Genomic DNA, 17,939 nt, shown 5'->3' on the forward strand with positions numbered 1-17,939 from the left:
CCATGGCCACGGACAAGTCCTTCGTGCGGAACCTGCCGCTCATCTCGCACCTGCGCAGCAGCGTCGGGCTGCAGCGCGGCATGCTCATCGTCGGCATCGTCGTCACGGTGCTGTTCCTGCTCACCGCGGCGCTCGCACCACTGATCGCCCCCTACGGCTTCAGCCAGCAGTTCAGCGCAACCCAGGATCCGCCGTCGTCCGCGCATATCTGGGGGACGACGGCGGGCGGTTACGACGTCTTCTCGCGCACCATCTGGGGTGCCCAGACGGCGGTGCTGGTCGTCGTCGTCGCCGTCATCCTCTCGATCTTCATCGGCGTGATGCTCGGCCTGCTCTCCGGCTACTTCGGCGGCTGGCTGGATCGGGTGCTGGTGGTCGTGGCGGACGCGATCTACGCGTTCCCGACGCTGCTGCTGGCCATCGTCATGTCGATCGCCATCAGCCACGGCTCTTCGAGCCTGTGGGGCGGCATCTTCTCCGCCGCCATCTCGATCACCGTCGTGTTCATTCCGCAGTACTTCCGCGTCATCCGGGCCGAGACGATCCGGTTGAAGGCGGAGCCGTTCGTGGAGTCGGCGAAGGTGGTGGGCGCGTCCAGCGTGCGCATCATGGCCCGCCACATCTACAAGAACGCCACCCGGACGCTGCCGCTGATCTTCACGCTCAATGCCTCCGAGGCCATCCTGACGCTCGCCGCGCTGGGCTTCCTCGGCTTCGGCATCGAGCCGACGTCCGCGGCCGAATGGGGGTACGACCTCAACCACGCCCAGTCGGACGCTACGGCCGGCATCTGGTGGACCGGCGTGTTCCCCGGGGCGGCGATCGTGCTGACGGTGCTCGGGCTGACGCTGCTCGGCGAATCGATGAATGACCTGAACGACCCGCGGCTGCGCGGGCGCAAGCGGGCCGGGCGGAAGAACGGGCGGAAGAACAAGGAGTTGGTGGACGCATGAGCACTGTTGGTCAAACGGAGGCGAATCCTGTGCTGGACATCGCCCGCCTGAAGGTCACGTTCGCCACCGACGCCGGGGCCGTGCTGGCCGTCGACGACGTGTCCTTCTCCGTGGCGCCCGGGGAGATCGTCGCCGTCGTCGGCGAATCGGGCTCCGGCAAGACCGTCACGGCCAAGGCCATCCTGGGGCTGCTGCCCGAGACGGCCGTGAGCAGCGGCGCCGTCATCATCAGCGGCAACGACGTCATCAGCGCCGGCGTTCGGTCCGTGCGGGCCATCCGCGGGCGCGACGTGGCCATGGTGTTCCAGGAGCCGTCCACGGCGCTCAACCCCGTCTTCACAGTCGGGTGGCAGATCGCCGAGGGGCTGCGCGCCCACGCCCCCGGCGGCAAGAAGCCCAGCCGCAGGCAGGCCAGGGCTCTCGCCGTCGAGGCGCTGCGCAAGGTCGGCATCCCCGACCCGGAGGAGCGGGTCAACTACTATCCGCACCAGTTCTCCGGCGGGCAGAAGCAGCGCGTCGTCATCGCCGCCGCGCTGGCGCTGAACCCGGGGTTGATCGTCGCCGACGAACCGACCACGGCGCTGGACGTGACCGTGCAGGCCGAGATCCTGGAACTGTTGCGGGCGTTGCGCGACGACTACGGCACCTCGATCGTGCTGATCACGCACAACATGGGCGTGGTGGCCGACCTGGCCGATCGGGTGGTGGTCATGTACCACGGCGACGTCGTCGAGGAGGCCGACGCCACCACGCTGTTCGCCACCCCGCGCGAGGACTACACGAAGGACCTGCTCGCCGCCGTGCCGCACCTGGGCCGCAACAGCGCCTCGGCCGGGCTCACCGCGCGGGCGCACCAGGACGCGCCGGTGCTCGTGGAGGCCCGGAACCTGGTCATTGAGTACCCGGGCCGGCTGGGCCGTGGCGGGTTCCGGGCCGTGGATGACGTGTCCTTCACGATCAGTGCCGGGGAGGTGTTTGGCCTGGTCGGCGAGTCCGGCTCCGGCAAGACGACGATCGGCCGGGCCATTGCCGGGCTGAACCGCACCACGGGCGGGTCGCTGAACGTGCTCGGGCACGAGATGCTCGGGTTCAGGGAGCGGTCGTTCCGGCCGGTGCGCAAGGACATCGGGTTCGTTTTCCAGGACCCGGCGGCGTCGTTCAACCCGCACCTGAGCATCGGCGAATGCGTGGCCGAGCCGATCGTCATCCATGAGGGGACCACCGGCCCGGCCTTGACGAAGCGGGTCGGGGACCTGCTCGAGTCCGTGCAGCTGCCGCGCGGCTATGCGGACCGGTTCCCGCACGAGCTCTCCGGCGGCCAGCGGCAGCGGGCGTCATTGGCGCGTGCGCTGGCGCTGCGGCCGAAGCTGCTGATCGCCGACGAGCCCACGTCCGCCCTGGACGTGTCGGTGCAGGCCAAGGTGCTGGAACTGTTCAAGGAGATCCAGGCCGAGTTCGGGTTCGCGGCGCTGTTCATCAGCCACGACCTGGCCGTCGTGGACATGCTCTCGCACTGGGTGGGCGTGTTGTACAAGGGCCGGCTCGTGGAGCAGGGGATCGGCAGCGCCGTCATGGGCGATCCGCAGGACGACTACACGAAACGGCTCATCGCGTCGCTGCCGGTGCCGAACCCGGCCGAGCAGGCGAAGCGGCGGGCCGTGCACCGGGCGCTGCTGGGGTTGTAGCCGCGTGTGGGCGGGGCGGGGCGCCGCGGCGTCCCGCCCCCTGTCCATGAACCGGGTCCATGAACTTGCCCCTAAACTTAGGATCATGACCGAATCCCGTGAGCACACCGCGTCCGGCCAGCCCTCCGACCACACACCCGGGCCGGGTTACGACCCCGCCGCCAGTTCGCTGGCCGGCACCGTCGACCCGGCCGTCATGGCCGAGCTTCTCTCCATGCGCTCCAGCATCGACAACATCGACGCCACGCTCGTCTACCTCCTGGCGGAACGCTTCAAGGCGACCCAGCGGGTGGGCGTGCTGAAGGCCCGGCACAAGCTGCCGCCGGCGGACCCCACCCGGGAGACCGCCCAGATCGCCCGGCTCCGTGCCCTGGCCGAGTCCGCGCACCTGGACCCGGCGTTCGCGGAGAAGTTCCTGAATTTCATCATCAGCGAAGTGATCCGCCACCACCAGGCCATCTCGGAGAGCCATGCCGCCGCCGAGGCAACCGACTCCGCCGTGCGCGCCGCCCACAGTTCCGCGGACCGGTCCGCGGCCCTGTCCGCGGACGACGGCGTCACGCGCCTTCCGTGAGCGCCGCTCCCGACGCTTCGGCCGAGGTCGTCACCGCCACGGCGCTGGGACCGTGGCCGGGCATCGACATGCCCGAGGCGGTGATGGTCGCGCTCGGGGAGTTGGGCGACCCGCACCTGCCCTTGTTGCCCGAACTGCCGGACCGCGGCGTCGGCACGGACGCCGTGGGCCGGACCGCCGCATTGCTCGTTGAACTGCCCGTGGACGTCCAGCCGTTCGGGTGGCGGCTGGTCGAGCGGCCGGGGGCGGATCACCGGCGCGCCGTGTCCATGTTGGCGTCGGACGTCAACGTGCTGGCGGACGTGGCCGGCACCCGCGAATCCGTGCCCCCGGCCGTGAAGATCCAGGTGCTGGGCCCCTTGACGTTGGCCGCGTCCGTGTACCTTCACTACGGCGAGCGTGCCCTGCTGGATCACGGGGCACGCCGGGACGTGGCCGAGTCGCTGGCCGCGGGCCTGGCCGGGCATGTCGCGATGGTGGCGCAGGCCGTGCCGGGCGCGGCGATCACGGTGCAGCTGGACGAGACGGACATCGCCCGCGTGCTGGACGGCGCAATTCCGACGGCATCCGGCTACCGGACACTGCGGTCCGTGCCCAAGGATGAGGTGCGGGGCGCCTGGCAATTGCTCGTGCGTGCCGCGCATGACGCCGGCGCGACCGACGTGGTGCTCAATCTTGGGACCGGGTCCCTGCCGGGGAGCGGCCGGGAGGACAGCTCCGGTTGGCGGACGGGGCTGGAGCTGGCCGTGGCCGGTGACGCCGAAGCCGTGGCCGTGCCGCTGGCCAGGCTCGACCCGAGGCACTGGGAGGTGCTGGCCGGGGCGCTGGAATCAGGCACGCGGCTGTGGGCCGGAGTGGTGCCCGCGACGGCCGCCCTCCCGCAGGTGTCGGCTCTGGTGGAGCGCGTCATGCGGCCCTGGAATGGCATCGGCCTGCCGGCCGGGTCGTTGGCCGGGCTGCGCCTCACGCCCGAGGCCGGGCTTGCCGGCCTGTCCCCGGCGGCCGCCCGTGCCGTCCTGGCCCGCACCACGGACACGGCCCGGGCCCTGAACGACGTGCGCACGGGAGACTGACCCGGCTCCTGCGGCGACGGAAGAGGCGGGACCGGTTCAGTAGACTTGACTGCGGTGAGCGACGTGCAGCGCCAGTATGGTCAGTGTTTCGTCCATGATTTGTGCAAGTACCCGGTAGTCTCCGACTCGATAGCGCCACACGCCCGCGTGATTCGCGGTCAGGCCCTTGCCGCGGGTTCGTGGACTCTCGAGTAGTTGCACTTCTTCAAGGTAGGTCGCTATGCGACGTTGAACGGGTCGGTCGAGCTTTCTGAAATCCCGGTCAAATTGTTCGGTGGTCTCAACGTGCCACCGCGGCGTCATTGGCCTGTCTCAGCCAGCAGGGCTGACAGCGGCCGGCTCTTCCGGCCGCCGGCTTCGAAGGTCGAGAGGGCTTCGTCTGCCGCGTACGCATCCTCAAGATCTTCCAGATGTTCGTGTAATGCGGCCCGAACGTAGAAGCTCTTCGAGCGTCCCGTCCGTTGGGCGAGGCGATCCAGACGGGCCTCCTCATCGGCCGTCAGACGGATGGAAATGGTCATCACCGCACCTCATCACCCTGTAAGACATGTATACATCCATGATAGTCCCTCGGCATGCTGTGCGCCCTACAACCGCCCCGCCGCCTTGAGCCGGATGTACGCGTCGGCAAGGTCCGGCGGCAGCTGGTGCGGCGTCGCATCGACCGCCTCGGCGCCCAACTGCCGCAGCACGGCGGCCAGTGCGGCCCGTTCGGCCAGCGCATGTTCGGCGGCGGCCGCGCGGTAGGTGAGTGTCGTCGTCGTCCGTTCCCTGCGCGTCGCGTCAAGGTGCGGGTCGCGGACCGAGGCGACCACCACCACGTGCCGGCGGACCAGCGCCTCGACGAGCGGGACCAGCCCCTGCTCGGCCGCGCCCGTGTCCAGCGACGTCAGCAGCACCACGAGCGAGCGGTGCGGGGCGACGGCGCGGATGGCCCCGGGCAGCGCGGCGGCATCCAGTTCGATCAGCTCGGGCTGCACGGGCGCCAGCGCCTGCACCAGCGACCCGAGCATGCTGCCGCGGCCCGTGGAGGCGACGCGGGCGCGCAGCCGCCGGTCGAACGCCAGCAGGTCCACCCGGTCGCCGCCGCGCTCGGCCAGCACGGCCAGCAGCAGCGCCGCCTCGATGCCCGTGTCCAGGCGCGGCTCGTCGCCGATCCGGGCCGCCGACGTGCGCGAGGTGTCCAGCACGATCACCACCCGCCGGTCGCGTTCGGGCCGCCACGTGCGCACCACGACGTCGCGCCGGCGCGCCGTGGCGCGCCAGTCGATGGAGCGGACGTCGTCGCCGCGCACGTAGTCGCGCAGCGAGTCGAACTCCGTGCCGGCGCCGCGGATCTGCACGGCCGCCCTGCCGTCCAGCTCGCGCAGCCGGCGCAGCTTCGAGGGCAGGTGCCGCTTCGCATGGAACGGCGGCAGCACGCGCAGCAGGCCCGGCGCGGCGATCGTGTGCTGCCGGGCAGCCAGCCCCAGCGGACCCAGCGAGCGGACGGTCACGTGGGAGGATGCCAGGTCGCCGCGGCGCACCGGCCGCAGGGACACGCTCATGGCGGCGCGCTCCCCGGCCCGGACGTGCAGGGTCTGGAGCGGGTCGAGCGCCCCGGCCGAGGGCTGCCACCCGTCCCGGACCAGACCCCGCAGCGTCCGCGGCGATTCGTTGGCCACGTGCAGCACGGCGGTGACCGGTTCGCCCAGCCGCACCGAGCCGGGCAGCGTGCGGCGCAACGCCACCCGCCGCGGCGACGCGGCCAGCACCAGGTCGGCGCCGGCCAGCAGCACCAGCACGGCCGCCACGAGCAGCACGGTCGATCCCCGGGGCGCGGCGATGATCGGCACCACGCCGAGCAGCACCAGCAGGAAGAAGCGTCCGGTCACCGCCATGGGTCAGCGCGGCACCGGCACCGTGGCCAGGATGGACGCCAACACGCCGTCCACGGCCACGCCGTCCATCTCCGCCTCCGGCCCCAACGCCACACGGTGCCGCAGCGCCGGCAGCGCGAGCGCCTTCACGTCGTCGGGGGTCACGTAGGCGCGGCCGGACAGCCACGCGAACGCGCGCGCCGTCTTCAACAGCGCGGTGGCCCCGCGCGGGGACACGCCGAGCTGGAACGACGGCGCCGCCCGGGTCGCGCGCGCGACGTCGACGATGTAGGCCAGGACCTCCGGCGCCACCTCGACCCGGGCCACCGCGGCCTGCGCGGCCGCGAGCTCCGCGGCCCCGGCGACGGGCCGCACACCGGCGGCGCGCAGGTCCTGCGGGTCGAAGCCCAGCGCGTGCCGGCGGATCACCTCGATCTCGGCGTCCCGCTCGGGCAGAGGCATGGAAAGTTTCAGCAGGAACCGGTCCAGTTGCGCCTCCGGCAGCGGATACGTGCCCTCATACTCCACCGGGTTCTGCGTGGCCGCGACCAGGAACGGCGCCGGCAGCCGGCGGGACACGCCATCCACCGAGACCTGGTGTTCCTCCATGGCCTCCAGCAGCGACGCCTGCGTCTTCGGCGGAGTCCGGTTGATCTCGTCCGCCAGCAGGATGTTCGTGAACACGGGGCCCGCACGGAAGGTGAACCCGGAGGTGTGTGCGTCGTACACCAGCGAACCGGTCACGTCGCCGGGCATCAGGTCCGGGGTGAACTGCACCCGCTTCGTGTCCAGGCCGAGCGACGCCGACAACGCCCGCGCCAGCAGCGTCTTGGCCACGCCGGGCACGCCCTCGAGCAGCACGTGCCCGCCGCACAACAGGGCGATGAGCAGGCCCGTCACGGTCGCGTCCTGCCCCACCACGGCCTTGGCCACCTCGTCGCGGACCCGCAGCAGGGCGGTGGCGGCGTCCGCCGTGGCGACGGAAACCGGCGCCGCGGGTGGCACGGGGTGCTGTTCGGTCATCGGGTCACGACTTCTTCCTCTAGTGCGTCCAATTCCTGGGCCAGTGCGAGCAGTTCCTTCTCGGTGCGCGGCACGGCCGTCACGAGCAACTCGACCAGTCTTGCATGCGGCACCGTGCCGTGCCCTGCCAAAGACGCCGCCACCGCCGTCGCGACGGCGCCGGCATCCGCACCCGAACCCAGCCGCAGGTACCGGGCCAGCCGCCCGCGCGTGGCGGTTTGCAGCGTTCGGCCCGCCAGCCCCACGGCCTTCGCATCCTGGTAGAGCCGGGCCCGCCCGGTCACCGTCTCGGACGCCGCCACGATCACCGGCAGCGGCTCCTCGACGAGTGGCCCGAGCCGCCGCCCCCGCCACAGCATGCCCACCAGCGCCGCGCCCATCAGCCACAGCGCCGCGGGCAGGATCCACCCGGGTGTGAGCGCCGCCAGATCGGGTTTTTGGTCGCTCGCCGGGATGTCCGCCGGCGACGCGATGTACCACAGCAGGTTCGGCGTGCCGCCCAGCAGCCGGAACGCCAGCGCCGCGTTGCCCGCCACGTCAAGGTGCCCATTGTCGACGACGGCGGCCGCACCCAATACCGTGACCCGGCCTCCGCCGGTGCTCGCCATGACCCCGGAAAAACACGTCACGGGGCCGTGATAGACGAGCGCCGATGCCGCATTCGCCGCGCCGCCGGGTGCCGCGGCCGGCGAGATGCCGCCGGCCGCCACGGCATCCGCGTTCGCGCAGCCGGCGGGCAGGGTCCCCGGTGAGCCGGCCGTGGCCGGCAGGACGCCGCCGGAGCCGAACCGCGAGTCCAGCCGCCGCACGGCCAGCGGGCCGGGCTCGATCGCCACGATCCTGGCGCCCGCTCGACGGGCGGCATCGCCCAGCGCCGTGACCTGGTCGCCGGCCAGCAGATGCAGCGGGTCATAGAACAGGACCGTGCTGCTGCCGTGCGGGGCATCCTCCAGGGCGCGGACCGTGGCGGTGAGCGAATCGGCCGGGATCACCCGCACGCCCTGGTTCGCCAGGACCGTCGCGGCGGCCTGGCCGCCCGCCGGGGCCGGGTTGTCGGCGGCCAGCGGCCTGCCGCTGCGCGTGCCGGCGACGGAGAGCACGTAGCCGCCCACCGCGACCGCCAGCGAGACGGCCACGACGATGATCCAGAACCGGTGCCGGCGCCAGCCCCGGCGCAGGCGCTCGGGTGCGGCGACCGCCTCCGTGCGGAACGTGGTCATGGCCGGACGCCCCCGGATGCCACGGGCGCTCCCGGATCGGACGGGTCGGCCAGGTTGGACGGATCAGACGGGTCGGCCAGGGGTGGCGCGGGGCGGGCCGCGGCCAGCGCCGCGTCGAGGCCGGCGAGCGTCGTCCATTCGGCCGGCGACGGGGTGCCGTGTCCATACCGGACCGCGTTGAACAGCCCGGCCGCGGCGGCCAGCGGGTGCCGGTGGTCCGGGAAGACGCCGGCCAGCGCGGCGGCGACCTCGTCCGCCGTGCGGCCGGGCGCCGGTGCCAGCAGGTCGCGTTCCTCCGCCCGGCGCACCATGGCACGGAACAGCTCGGCGACCGCCGTGGCCAGGTCGCCGGCGGCCTCGGCCGTCCGGGCCGCGGCCCGGTGGGCGTCGGCGGAAAGGACCGTCCCGCCGTCGAACACCGTGCTGCCGGCCATGGCGCGGCGGCGCTCCAGGCGCGGCCGGACCACCACGATCGCGGCGGTGACCAGCACGACGACGAGGCCCAGCAGGAGCCAGAGGGCCGGGCTGGCGGCCAGGTGGGCCAGCCCGGACAGGAAGTCATCGAGGGTGCGGACAATCCAGTCCCAGACCAATTGCGCCACCCCGGGCTTCGCGTCCTGGTAGACCCGCCGGGACAATTCCTGCACGGCCCAGCGCCGGGCGGTGCCGGCGTCGGGCGTCACCGGAACCGCGGCCGGCCACGGCAGCATCATCCTGGGACACTCATGCGGTCGGGTTACGACCGGTAGGGGTTGGCGTGGCCGCCGGCCGGCGGCGGTGCCGGCGGCATGGCACCCGGTGGGACACCTTGAACGCCGGGGATGCCGCCGTCGTCGACCGGGTTCTCCGCGGCGCGCAACAGGACGACGTCGAAGCCCTCCCGGCGCATGCGCAGGTCAACGTACAACAGCGCCATGACACCGGTCTGGAACGCCAGCGTCACGGCGCCGACCAGGCTGGAGACCAGCATGGAAATGACCTGCGCGACGACCACCTGCGTCACCAGCTGCCCGGGCGTCGGGTTCGGGTTGGCCATGGTGGAGCCCAGTGACACGACGAATGAGACCGGGGTGGTGATGATCCCGCCGATGACGGCCGTGATCACCCCCGCCAGCAGCACGATCCCGAACGTGCGCCACCAGTGCCCGGCGGTCAGCGACCAGGACCGCTTGACGGCCGCGCCAAGGCCCAGGTTCTCCGCCACGATCGCGGCGGGAGCGAACAGCAGCTTGATGCCGACCCACACGAGGAGCGGCGCGGCGGCCAGGACCAGCATGACGCTCACGCCCACGCCGACGCCGCCCGACGTCGAGATGAGCAGGACCGCAAGCCCGCCGAGGATCGCGAAGGCCGCCACGCCCGCGGCCAGATAGACGACGGCGAGCAGCACCAGGGTGCCCAGGCGGGGGCGGGCCAGCTTCCACATGTCGGCGAACGTGGTGTGCCGGTTCAGGACGGCCCGCATGACCGGGATGACCAAGACTCCCTCGAGCACCAGCTGGGCCACGGAGATCACGGCGCCGGCGACCAGTGTGCCGGCCCCGGCGGTCACGAGCCAGCCGCCGAGCTGCGAATCGGTCGGCACGGACTCGCTGTCCAGCCACGACATGACCTCGCCGTTGCCCAGGAGCACGAACAGGGTCACGCCCATCAGCGCCGCGGACAGCGCCTGGACGATGAGCGCCGAGCCGAACATCGCCTTGCCGTTGCGGCGGGCCGCCTGGAACGCGCCGTCGAGCACCTCGCCCAAGCCCAGCGGGCGCAACGGGATGACGCCGGGCTTCGGCGGGGCCACATACCCCCCGTAGGGGTACTGCGGCGGGCCCCACTGCGGGGCGCCCGGGTACGGGCCGGGTGCCGGGGCGTACTGGCCCCAGCGCGGCTGCGGGGGCTGTGCCGGCGCCTGGCCCCAGGCGGGTGGCTGGCCCCACGCCGGCGGCTGGCCCTGGCCCCAGGCGGGCGGGCCGGAACCCGCCGGGCCGGAATCCGCCGCGCCGGAACCTTGCGGGTCCGGTGCCTGCGGCTGCTGTTCCTGCGCCATGGTGCTCCCCAATGTCGTGATGTTGCTGTGACTCGTTGGTACAAATCTATATGGAAACAACGATCGGCGGCGGCGATTCGTGCGGGTCCGGATCGTTCCGCACGATTCGCCCGCCCGGGTGCCACGGGAGCGTCCAACGGGACTTTGGCTCCCGGATAGGCAAATATAGAGGTATGAAGGCACGCATCCTGGTAGTGGACGACGATGAGGCATTGGCCGAGATGATCGGCATCGTGCTGCGCAACGACGGCTTCGACCCGGTATTCTGCAACGACGGCGGCCAGGCGCTCGAGGTTTTCCGCGCCAGCGCCCCCGACCTCGTCCTGCTGGACCTGATGCTGCCTGGGTTGGACGGCATCGAGGTGTGCCGGCTGATTCGCGCCGAATCGGATGTCCCCGTCGTCATGCTGACGGCCAAGTCGGACACCTCGGACGTGGTGCGCGGACTGGAATCCGGTGCCGACGACTATGTGGCCAAGCCGTTCAAGCCGGCCGAGCTCGTGGCCCGCGTCCGCGCCCGGCTGCGCCCGGGCGACGTGAAGGCGCCCGAGATGCTGACGGTCGGCGAGGTGTCCATCGACGTGGCCGGGCACGCGGTGCGGCGCGCGGGGGAGCGCATCTCGCTGACCCCGCTGGAATTCGACCTGCTCGTGGCGCTGGCCCGCAAGCCGTGGCAGGTGTTCTCACGCGAGCTGCTGCTCGAACAGGTCTGGGGGTACCGGCACGCGGCGGACACCCGCCTGGTCAACGTGCACGTGCAGCGGCTGCGGTCCAAGATCGAAAGGGACCCGGAAGCCCCGGAAGTGGTGTTGACGGTTCGTGGCGTGGGATACAAGGCCGGGCAGTAAGCTGTCCTGGGCATACGTGCGGGACCGGCTGCGGGTGCTGGGCCGGTGGCTTTGGCGCGCCGCGCGACGCGTCACGGCGTTCGTTTCGCACCGGTGGCGGACGTCGCTGCAGTTCCGCACCGTCGCCGTCACGCTTGTCATCGCGTTCATCGCGGTGGGCGGCGTGGGCGGCTACCTGTCCACGCAGATCGCCAACGGGCTGTTCCAGGAGCGGCTGGCCCAGGCCAAGCAGGAATCCACGCGGGGCGCCACCCAGGTGCAGGAGAGCTTCTCCAATGCCCAGCCCAGCAATTTGGCCGGCGCGTCCACGTACGTGCGCGACACGCTGAAGCTGCTCGAGGTCGGCGCGGACGACAACCGCAAATACCTGATGGTGAAGATCCCGGGGCAGAAGAAGACGCTGGCCGTGACCTCGTCGGATTCCGGCGGTGTGACGACGGCGATCATCCCCGACACGCTGCGCGAATCCGTGCAGAAGGACCCCAACTCCCAGTACTGGCAGTCGATCGCGTTGCCGACCGGCCAGACCGGCACCCACCCGGCCGTGGTGATCGGCAGCCAGGTCTCGCTGCTGGGCACCAACTACGAGCTGTACCTGATCTACGACCTGAATTCGGCCCAGCTGACGCTGAACTACATCCAGTCGGTGCTGTGGCTGGCCGGCGGCGTGCTGCTCGTGCTGATCGGCGGCATCGCCTGGTACGTGACGCGCACCGTGGTGCTGCCCGTCAGCCAGGCGGCGGCCGTGTCGGAGAAACTGGCCGCCGGTCATCTGGAGGAACGCCTGCCCGTCGTCGGAGAGGATGAGATGGCGCGCCTGGCAACGTCGTTCAACAAGATGGCCACGTCGCTCCAGGACCAGATCACCGCGCTCGGCATGCTCTCGGAGATGCAGCAGCGTTTTGTCTCCGACGTCTCCCACGAGCTGCGCACACCGCTGACCACCGTGCGCATGGCCGCCGAGGTGTTGTACGACGCCCGGGAGGACTTCGACCCGATCAACCGCCGCTCGGCGGAACTGCTCTACCACCAGGTGGAGAGGTTCCAGTCGCTGTTGGCGGACCTGCTGGAAATCTCCCGGTTCGACGCCGGCGCCGCCGTCCTGGACGTCGAGTCGGTCGACATCTTCTCCATCATCCACACCGTCCTCGACGGGGCCATCCCGGTCGCCGAACAGAGCGGCTCCACGCTGTCCGTCGTGACCCGGCTGCGCGATCATCACTGCGTCGTCGAGGCCGATCCGCGCCGCATTGACCGGATCCTGCGCAACCTGACGCTCAACGCCGTCGAGCATGGCGAGGGCAAGCCCGTGAAGGTGTTTGTCTCCGCGGACGAACAGGCCGTCGCCGTCGCCGTGCGCGACTACGGCATCGGCATGTCCCCGGACGCCGTGAACCGTGTATTCGACCGGTTCTGGCGGGCCGACCCGGCCCGTGCCCGCACCACGGGCGGTAGCGGGCTGGGCCTGTCCATCGCCATGGAGGACACCCGGCTGCACGGCGGCTGGCTGGAGGCCTGGGGCAGCCCGGGGGAGGGCGCCTGCTTCCGGCTCACACTGCCGCTGAGGCGCGGCGGCGAATTCACCCACTCGCCCGTGCCGCTGCCACCGGACGGCGGCGGCTCGAGTGTGACCGCCCGCGCCCTGACCACCGGGCCCGTGACGACGGCGACGGGTTCCCTCGGCGTGGTCGGCGCGCTGGGCTCCCTCACGGCGCCCATGCCGATCATCACTCCGGCAGCGAAGCCCGGAGACCCCGGAGACATAGCCGAGCCGGGATCCACCGAGCACTCGTCAAGGGCGGAACTCGGATGAAGCCACTGCGCCGCACCCGTCCCGGTCGTGGACGCGCCGCCTGGGCGGGCGTCGTCGTCGTCGTGCTGCTGGCCATGCTCGTGGCCGCGGCCGGCTGCGCGACGATCCCCACGCACGGCCCGGTCGGAAAGAGCGACCCCGTCGCGCCGCGCAACAACTCGGTCAACATCAACTTCCAGCAGGTGCCGCCGCCGCCCGGGGCGACACCGCGGGAGATCATCGAGGGATTCATCAACGCCGGCACGGGTGTCGCCGACGGTTTCCAGGTGGCACGCCAGTACCTGGACCCGGGGCTGGCGAACACGTGGAAGGCGGATGCGCGCACGCTCGTGTACAAGAACGCGTTCTCGATCGAATCCTCCGCCGGCGCCAACTCGTACCAGGTGAAGTTCGAGGTGCAGTCGGAGGTGGACAATGCAGGCATCCTGACCGCCGCCGCCGGCAACTCGGTGGAAAGCATCGGGTTCTCGCTGGTCAAGGTGGACGGGCAGTGGCGGATTTCCAGGGTCCCCGACGGGATCATGCTCAAGTCGCCCGATTTCGCCACCCTGTACAGCGCCTACACGCTCTACTTCTACGACCCCACGTTCCAGTACGGCGTCCCGGACGTGCGCTGGCTGGCCGGCCGCGCATCGACCACCGTGACGGGCATCGTGCGGGCCATGCTCAACGGCCCGGCGCCGTACCTCAAGGGCGCCGTCGCCAGCGCCTTCCCGGACGGGATCTCGCTGGTGCGCGATTCGGTGCCGGTGAACGACGGCGTCGCCCAGGTCGATCTGACCGCGCAGCCGCTGCTGGGCGCGACCGTCAAGCAACGCCAGCAGATGAACGCCCAGCTGCTCGTGACGTTGCAGAAGAACCTGAACACGGTGACGTCCGTGACGCTGCGCGCCGACACGCGCGGCGTCGACCTGGGCAACACCGGCGACGAGGCGCCGTCGCTGGTCATCGACAACCAGGTCCCCGCCACCCAGGTGGCGCTGCGCAAGAACGAACTCGTCACCTTCGACGGGGCCACCGCCAGCCCGATCGCGCGGATGCCGTCGGTGGCGAAATTGAACCCGATGGGCCCGGCCATGTCCTATGACGGCAAGCATTTCGCGTTCGGCTCCACCGACGGATCCCACGTGTATGCGGTGACCCCCGGTGCGGACCCCGTCGAGGCGGTGACCGGGCGCAACCTGACGCAGCCGTCGTTCTCCCCGGGCGGCTGGGCGTGGACGGCGTCGGGCGATGGCAGCGGAACGGTCGTGGCCTTCGACGCCAGGAAGGCGGGCCCCGACCTGCCAACCGCGGTGCTGAACGTGCCGTGGCTGGCCGGACGCACCGTCACGGCCCTGCGCATCTCGCGCGACGGCAGCCGTGCCCTGGTGGTGTCCTCCGCCGGCGGGACCAGCACCGTCCAGCTTGCCGGGATCCTGCGCTCCGGTGACGTGCCGAAGGAACTGGCGACGCCGATCACGCTGCCCAGCACCGGCAACCCGACGCTGGGCGTCTGGGTGGACGGCACCTCGGTGGCCGTCATGCGCCCGTCCACCGACGAACCGGTGACCATCCAGGTGCTGGACCTCAAGCGCGAGCCCGTCGCCCTGACCCCGCTCAAGGGTGTGCAGTGGATCAGTGCCGGATCCGGCGACCGGAACATCCGCGCCCAGACCAGCCAGGACACGTACGGGCTGGTCGGCAACGCGTGGGGAGTGCTGTCCAAGGACCTTGTCCAGGCATCCTTCGCCGGCTGAGGTCCGTCGCCCCACCCACGGGCCGGCCCTCCACAGGCGCCGCCGCGACCGGCCCCGTCCCCACCCCGGCGGGCCAGGCTGGACGGGTGCCTCCCCGCGGGACAGGGTGGGCGCATGCCCGCCACCCATGCCGCCACCCATGCCGCCACACCCGGCAGCCGGTGGACCGCGTGCTGGCTGTGGCTGACCGCGGCCTGGGCTGACTTCGGGTTCCTCGTCTGGCCCTCCGAATGCCTGGTCTGCGGGGCGCTCGACGACGCCCTGTGCGCCGACTGCGCGCGCGGGCTGCGGGGCCGGACCCGGCACCCCTTCCGGGCCGAGCCGGTCGTCGACGCGCTGGTGGACGTCGACGGCGTACCCCTGCTGGCCGTGGTGGCGGCCGGCGTCTACCGCGACACGCTGGCCGTGGCCCTGCTGGCGTTCAAGAACCATGGCCGGACCGACCTGGGCGGGCAGCTGGCCGCCGTCCTGGGCAACGGGTTGCGCGCCGCATTGCCCGGTTCCCAGGACGTCTGGCTGGTACCGGTGCCCGCCAGCGGGGCCAGCCTGCGGCGTCGCGGCTACAACCCCATCGTCCTGCTGCTGGGCATCCTGCGACGCCGGGACGCGTTGCCGGCCGGGGCCGTGACCCGGCAGGTGCTGCGCCTGCGGTGGCGCCCGCCCTGGACGGCGACCCGGCAGAAGGCCCTCGGCCGGGCCGCACGGCGCGCCAACGTCCGCAACACGATGCGGGTTTCTCCACGGGCGAACATCGCCGGCCGGTCCGTCGTGATCGTCGACGACGTGGTCACCACGGGGTCCACGCTGGCCGAGGCGGCGCGGGTTTTGGCGGCCGCCGGGGCGCATGTGCGCGGTGCCGTGGTGCTGGCCGCGGCCCGCTCGCCAGGGCCGGCGGCGGACCCGGGACGGGCCCCCGGCGACGCGGAGAAGAAAAGTCGTGCCAAGAGATGAATATGAATCGCCGGTGAACTAACGTGAGTAAACGGGTACCTCTTCAGGAGGCGAACCACCCGTCGGCGGTCTGGTCACATCACATCCACGTGCCGGCCGTTGTGTCACCGAAGCTGTTTGGAGGGCACCATGGAGTTCATGATCAGCGGCCGAAACCTGAGCATTTCCGACCGTTTCCGCGAATACGCGACCGACAAGCTGGCCAAGACCGAGCACCTGGGGGACAAGGTGCAGCGGATCGACGCCAAGGTCTCCAAGGATTCCAACTCGCGCAGCACCGAGGCCCAGCTCATCGTCGAGCTGACCGTCCAGGGCCGCGGCCCGGTCATCCGGGCCGAGGCATCCGCGTCGGACAAGTTCGCGGCGTTCGACCTCGCCTACGCCAAGTTGCTCGAGCGGCTGCGCCGTGCCAGGGACCGTCGCAAGGTCCACCACGGCCGGCGCAACCCGCAGGCCGTGAGCACGGCCACGGCGGACCTGCCGCCGGTCAGTTCCGCACCCATCTACGCCCAGCCCGAATCCGAGCCGGCCGCCGAGCGCACGCCGTACGACATCGAGAACGACATCCCGGCCGGCGATTCGCCGGTGCTGATCCGGCGCAAGGTGTTCCCGGCCGCGCCGCTGACGCTCGACGACGCGGTGGACAACATGGAGCTCGTGGGGCATGATTTCTACCTGTTCATCGACGCCGACAGCGGTGTCCCGTCCGTCGTCTACCGCCGCCGCGGCTGGACCTACGGGGTGATCTCGCTCGACGCGGAGGCGGCGCAGGGCGAGGAAATCCGTGCCTACCGCTCGGCGGATGAGCCGGCCAAGGTGTAAGGAGACGCGTATGGGTGCACGGATGAGCCTGTCACAGGCACGGCGCATCGCACTCAACGCACAGGGTTTGGCGAAGGTCCGGTCCACCGGCCCCGCAAGTTCGCGGGCGGTGGGCCGGACCTTCGCGCGCCTGCAGCTGGTGCAGATCGATTCCGTGAACGTGCTCGCACGCAGCCACTACCTGCCCTTCTTTTCCCGCCTCGGCGACTATGACCGGGGCGTGCTGGGCCGGCTGGCCGGATCGGCGCCGCGGGCCATGATGGAGTACTGGGCGCACGAGGCCAGCTTCATCCGGCCCGAGCACTTCCACGACCTGCGCGCCTGGCAAAGCCGCAGCTGGGTCGCCGGCGACCGGCTCGACCCGGCACTGCGGGAGGATCTCGAATCACGGATCCTGGTACTGCTGGCGGACAGCCGTCCGCTGACCGCCCGGGAGGTCACGGCCCGCATCGACCACCGCGAGCACATCGTCAAGGACGACTGGGGTTGGAATTGGAGCGCCGTCAAGAGCACACTCGAGGGCATGTTCGAACGCGGCCAGGTCAGTGCGGCCTCCCGCACGGACCAATTCGAGCGCCGCTACGCGCCCACCGGCAAGGTGCTGCCGCCCGCCGCGGCCGGCGACCCGGCCCCGGACCGGCACGAGGCAATGGTCCGCCTCATCGATGCGGCCGCCCGGGCCCACGGCATCGGCACGCTCCGCTGCCTGGCCGACTACTTCCGGCTGCCGGTGCGGGCTGCCGCGGGGGCCGTCGCCGAGCTCGTGGCCGCCGGCTCGCTGGAACGGGTGGACGTTGCCGGCTGGGACGCCGAGGTCTACGTCCACGCCGAAGCCAGGGCGGTGCGCACGGCACAGGGCCGGGCCCTGTTGAGTCCCTTCGATTCGCTCGTGTTCGAACGCCGCCGGCTTGAGCGGCTGTTCGGCTTCCACTACAGGCTGGAGATCTACACGCCGGCGGCCAAGCGCCGTTACGGCTACTACGTGCTCCCCTTCCTGCTCGGCGAGACCATGGCCGCCCGGGTCGACCTGAAATCCGACCGCGCCGCCGGCCGGCTGCTGGTGCGCGGGGCGTTCGCCGAACCGGACGCCCCGGCGCGAACCGCGGGCGAGCTGGCCGCCGAGTTGCGCCTGCTGGCGTCCTGGCTGGGACTGGGCGACGTCGTCGTCCATCCCCGCGGCGACCTGGCGCCGGCGCTGGAACGCGCGCTGGCCGGCCCCCCGGCGGCGTAGGCCCCGCAGGGAGGGGCCGGGGACGGGGTGTGCGTCAGGAATGTAGGTGATGGTTTTTAGGGTCAGTATGGCGCTAGTCTGGTTATTAGTTTCACGGTCAGACAAGG

At 71.4% G+C, this 17,939-nt stretch carries 17 protein-coding genes; 10 read left to right on the plus strand and 7 right to left on the minus strand.

Annotated elements, in window-relative coordinates:
• Positions 1 to 2: 2 nt before the first annotated feature.
• The 4 genes from EJC77_RS01315 (at position 3) to EJC77_RS01330 (ending at position 4,285) form a co-directional block, all read left to right on the plus strand.
• Positions 3 to 953: an ABC transporter permease gene (locus tag EJC77_RS01315; RefSeq protein ID WP_125609759.1), complete on the plus strand. Its 951-nt coding sequence runs from the start codon at positions 3 to 5 to the stop codon at positions 951 to 953.
• The gene (locus tag EJC77_RS01320) at positions 950 to 2,638 is read left to right on the plus strand and encodes a dipeptide ABC transporter ATP-binding protein (protein WP_125609760.1); all 1,689 of its coding nucleotides are present in this window, start codon (positions 950 to 952) and stop codon (positions 2,636 to 2,638) included. Before EJC77_RS01315 ends, EJC77_RS01320 begins: the two co-directional genes overlap by 4 nt.
• Before the next feature lie 85 nt (positions 2,639 to 2,723).
• Positions 2,724 to 3,212, plus strand: a complete 489-nt coding sequence (locus EJC77_RS01325; RefSeq protein WP_125609761.1) for a chorismate mutase — start codon at positions 2,724 to 2,726, stop codon at positions 3,210 to 3,212.
• Complete coding sequence (locus tag EJC77_RS01330; RefSeq protein ID WP_125609762.1) at positions 3,209 to 4,285, plus strand: uroporphyrinogen decarboxylase/cobalamine-independent methonine synthase family protein; 1,077 nt, start codon at positions 3,209 to 3,211, stop codon at positions 4,283 to 4,285. The genes EJC77_RS01325 and EJC77_RS01330 overlap by 4 nt, the downstream gene beginning before the upstream one ends.
• Before the next feature lie 36 nt (positions 4,286 to 4,321).
• Here EJC77_RS01330 and EJC77_RS01335 read toward each other — a convergent pair whose 3' ends face one another.
• The 7 genes from EJC77_RS01335 to EJC77_RS01365 all read right to left on the minus strand — a co-directional run bounded on the left by EJC77_RS01335 (position 4,322) and on the right by EJC77_RS01365 (position 10,428).
• Positions 4,322 to 4,588, minus strand: coding sequence for a type II toxin-antitoxin system RelE family toxin (locus tag EJC77_RS01335; protein WP_125609763.1), 267 nt, complete (start codon positions 4,586 to 4,588; stop codon positions 4,322 to 4,324).
• Entirely contained in the window at positions 4,585 to 4,806 is a 222-nt protein-coding gene (relB, locus tag EJC77_RS01340) for a type II toxin-antitoxin system RelB family antitoxin (protein ID WP_125609764.1), read from the minus strand. Before relB ends, EJC77_RS01335 begins: the two co-directional genes overlap by 4 nt.
• 66 nt (positions 4,807 to 4,872) lie before the next feature.
• Complete coding sequence (locus EJC77_RS01345; protein ID WP_125609765.1) at positions 4,873 to 6,165, minus strand: DUF58 domain-containing protein; 1,293 nt, start codon at positions 6,163 to 6,165, stop codon at positions 4,873 to 4,875.
• A 3-nt stretch (positions 6,166 to 6,168) separates the two neighbouring features.
• The gene (locus EJC77_RS01350; protein ID WP_125609766.1) at positions 6,169 to 7,167 is read right to left on the minus strand and encodes an AAA family ATPase; all 999 of its coding nucleotides are present in this window, start codon (positions 7,165 to 7,167) and stop codon (positions 6,169 to 6,171) included.
• On the minus strand, positions 7,164 to 8,387 hold the full coding sequence (locus EJC77_RS20245) for a DUF4350 domain-containing protein (protein ID WP_164520271.1): 1,224 nt from the start codon (positions 8,385 to 8,387) through the stop codon (positions 7,164 to 7,166). The genes EJC77_RS01350 and EJC77_RS20245 overlap by 4 nt, the downstream gene beginning before the upstream one ends.
• On the minus strand, positions 8,384 to 9,097 hold the full coding sequence (locus EJC77_RS01360; RefSeq protein ID WP_164520272.1) for a DUF4129 domain-containing protein: 714 nt from the start codon (positions 9,095 to 9,097) through the stop codon (positions 8,384 to 8,386). The genes EJC77_RS20245 and EJC77_RS01360 overlap by 4 nt, the downstream gene beginning before the upstream one ends.
• A gap of 26 nt (positions 9,098 to 9,123) precedes the next feature.
• Complete coding sequence (locus EJC77_RS01365) at positions 9,124 to 10,428, minus strand: DUF7847 domain-containing protein (RefSeq protein WP_125609768.1); 1,305 nt, start codon at positions 10,426 to 10,428, stop codon at positions 9,124 to 9,126.
• A gap of 173 nt (positions 10,429 to 10,601) precedes the next feature.
• Between EJC77_RS01365 and mtrA the strand changes: the two genes are divergently transcribed.
• The 6 genes from mtrA to EJC77_RS01395 all read left to right on the plus strand — a co-directional run bounded on the left by mtrA (position 10,602) and on the right by EJC77_RS01395 (position 17,832).
• Positions 10,602 to 11,276, plus strand: a complete 675-nt coding sequence (gene mtrA, locus EJC77_RS01370; RefSeq protein WP_125609769.1) for an MtrAB system response regulator MtrA — start codon at positions 10,602 to 10,604, stop codon at positions 11,274 to 11,276.
• Between the two features lie 16 nt (positions 11,277 to 11,292).
• Positions 11,293 to 13,089, plus strand: a complete 1,797-nt coding sequence (gene mtrB / locus EJC77_RS01375; RefSeq protein ID WP_420820285.1) for an MtrAB system histidine kinase MtrB — start codon at positions 11,293 to 11,295, stop codon at positions 13,087 to 13,089.
• A complete protein-coding gene (locus EJC77_RS01380; protein WP_125609771.1) occupies positions 13,086 to 14,828 on the plus strand; it encodes an LpqB family beta-propeller domain-containing protein in 1,743 nt (580 codons plus the stop codon). The genes mtrB and EJC77_RS01380 overlap by 4 nt, the downstream gene beginning before the upstream one ends.
• Positions 14,829 to 14,942: 114 nt before the next feature.
• The gene (locus EJC77_RS01385) at positions 14,943 to 15,779 is read left to right on the plus strand and encodes a ComF family protein (RefSeq protein WP_125609772.1); all 837 of its coding nucleotides are present in this window, start codon (positions 14,943 to 14,945) and stop codon (positions 15,777 to 15,779) included.
• Between the two features lie 129 nt (positions 15,780 to 15,908).
• Positions 15,909 to 16,601 carry a ribosome hibernation-promoting factor, HPF/YfiA family gene (hpf, locus tag EJC77_RS01390; protein WP_125609773.1) on the plus strand — a complete coding sequence of 231 codons (693 nt, stop codon included), beginning with the start codon at positions 15,909 to 15,911 and terminating at the stop codon, positions 16,599 to 16,601.
• A gap of 10 nt (positions 16,602 to 16,611) precedes the next feature.
• Positions 16,612 to 17,832, plus strand: a complete 1,221-nt coding sequence (locus tag EJC77_RS01395; protein WP_125609774.1) for a winged helix-turn-helix domain-containing protein — start codon at positions 16,612 to 16,614, stop codon at positions 17,830 to 17,832.
• Positions 17,833 to 17,939 lie beyond the last annotated feature (107 nt).

Origin of the sequence: Specibacter cremeus (genome assembly GCF_003946885.1) — a bacterium.
Taxonomy (GTDB): domain Bacteria; phylum Actinomycetota; class Actinomycetes; order Actinomycetales; family Micrococcaceae; genus Specibacter; species Specibacter cremeus.

What these genes read in the sequence shown, in the direction of transcription:
- EJC77_RS01325 (WP_125609761.1), top strand. Translation starts at nt 2,724, where the DNA reads ATGACCGAATCCCGTGAGCACACCGCGTCCGGCCAGCCCTCCGACCAC.
- EJC77_RS01365 (WP_125609768.1), bottom strand. Translation starts at nt 10,428, where the DNA reads ATGGCGCAGGAACAGCAGCCGCAGGCACCGGACCCGCAAGGTTCCGGC.
- EJC77_RS01360 (WP_164520272.1), bottom strand. Translation starts at nt 9,097, where the DNA reads ATGCTGCCGTGGCCGGCCGCGGTTCCGGTGACGCCCGACGCCGGCACC.
- mtrA (WP_125609769.1), top strand. Translation starts at nt 10,602, where the DNA reads ATGAAGGCACGCATCCTGGTAGTGGACGACGATGAGGCATTGGCCGAG.
- hpf (WP_125609773.1), top strand. Translation starts at nt 15,909, where the DNA reads ATGGAGTTCATGATCAGCGGCCGAAACCTGAGCATTTCCGACCGTTTC.
- EJC77_RS01380 (WP_125609771.1), top strand. Translation starts at nt 13,086, where the DNA reads ATGAAGCCACTGCGCCGCACCCGTCCCGGTCGTGGACGCGCCGCCTGG.
- EJC77_RS01320 (WP_125609760.1), top strand. Translation starts at nt 950, where the DNA reads ATGAGCACTGTTGGTCAAACGGAGGCGAATCCTGTGCTGGACATCGCC.
- EJC77_RS01345 (WP_125609765.1), bottom strand. Translation starts at nt 6,165, where the DNA reads ATGGCGGTGACCGGACGCTTCTTCCTGCTGGTGCTGCTCGGCGTGGTG.
- EJC77_RS01385 (WP_125609772.1), top strand. Translation starts at nt 14,943, where the DNA reads ATGCCCGCCACCCATGCCGCCACCCATGCCGCCACACCCGGCAGCCGG.
- EJC77_RS01350 (WP_125609766.1), bottom strand. Translation starts at nt 7,167, where the DNA reads ATGACCGAACAGCACCCCGTGCCACCCGCGGCGCCGGTTTCCGTCGCC.
- EJC77_RS20245 (WP_164520271.1), bottom strand. Translation starts at nt 8,387, where the DNA reads ATGACCACGTTCCGCACGGAGGCGGTCGCCGCACCCGAGCGCCTGCGC.
- EJC77_RS01335 (WP_125609763.1), bottom strand. Translation starts at nt 4,588, where the DNA reads ATGACGCCGCGGTGGCACGTTGAGACCACCGAACAATTTGACCGGGAT.
- relB (WP_125609764.1), bottom strand. Translation starts at nt 4,806, where the DNA reads ATGACCATTTCCATCCGTCTGACGGCCGATGAGGAGGCCCGTCTGGAT.
- EJC77_RS01315 (WP_125609759.1), top strand. Translation starts at nt 3, where the DNA reads ATGGCCACGGACAAGTCCTTCGTGCGGAACCTGCCGCTCATCTCGCAC.
- EJC77_RS01395 (WP_125609774.1), top strand. Translation starts at nt 16,612, where the DNA reads ATGGGTGCACGGATGAGCCTGTCACAGGCACGGCGCATCGCACTCAAC.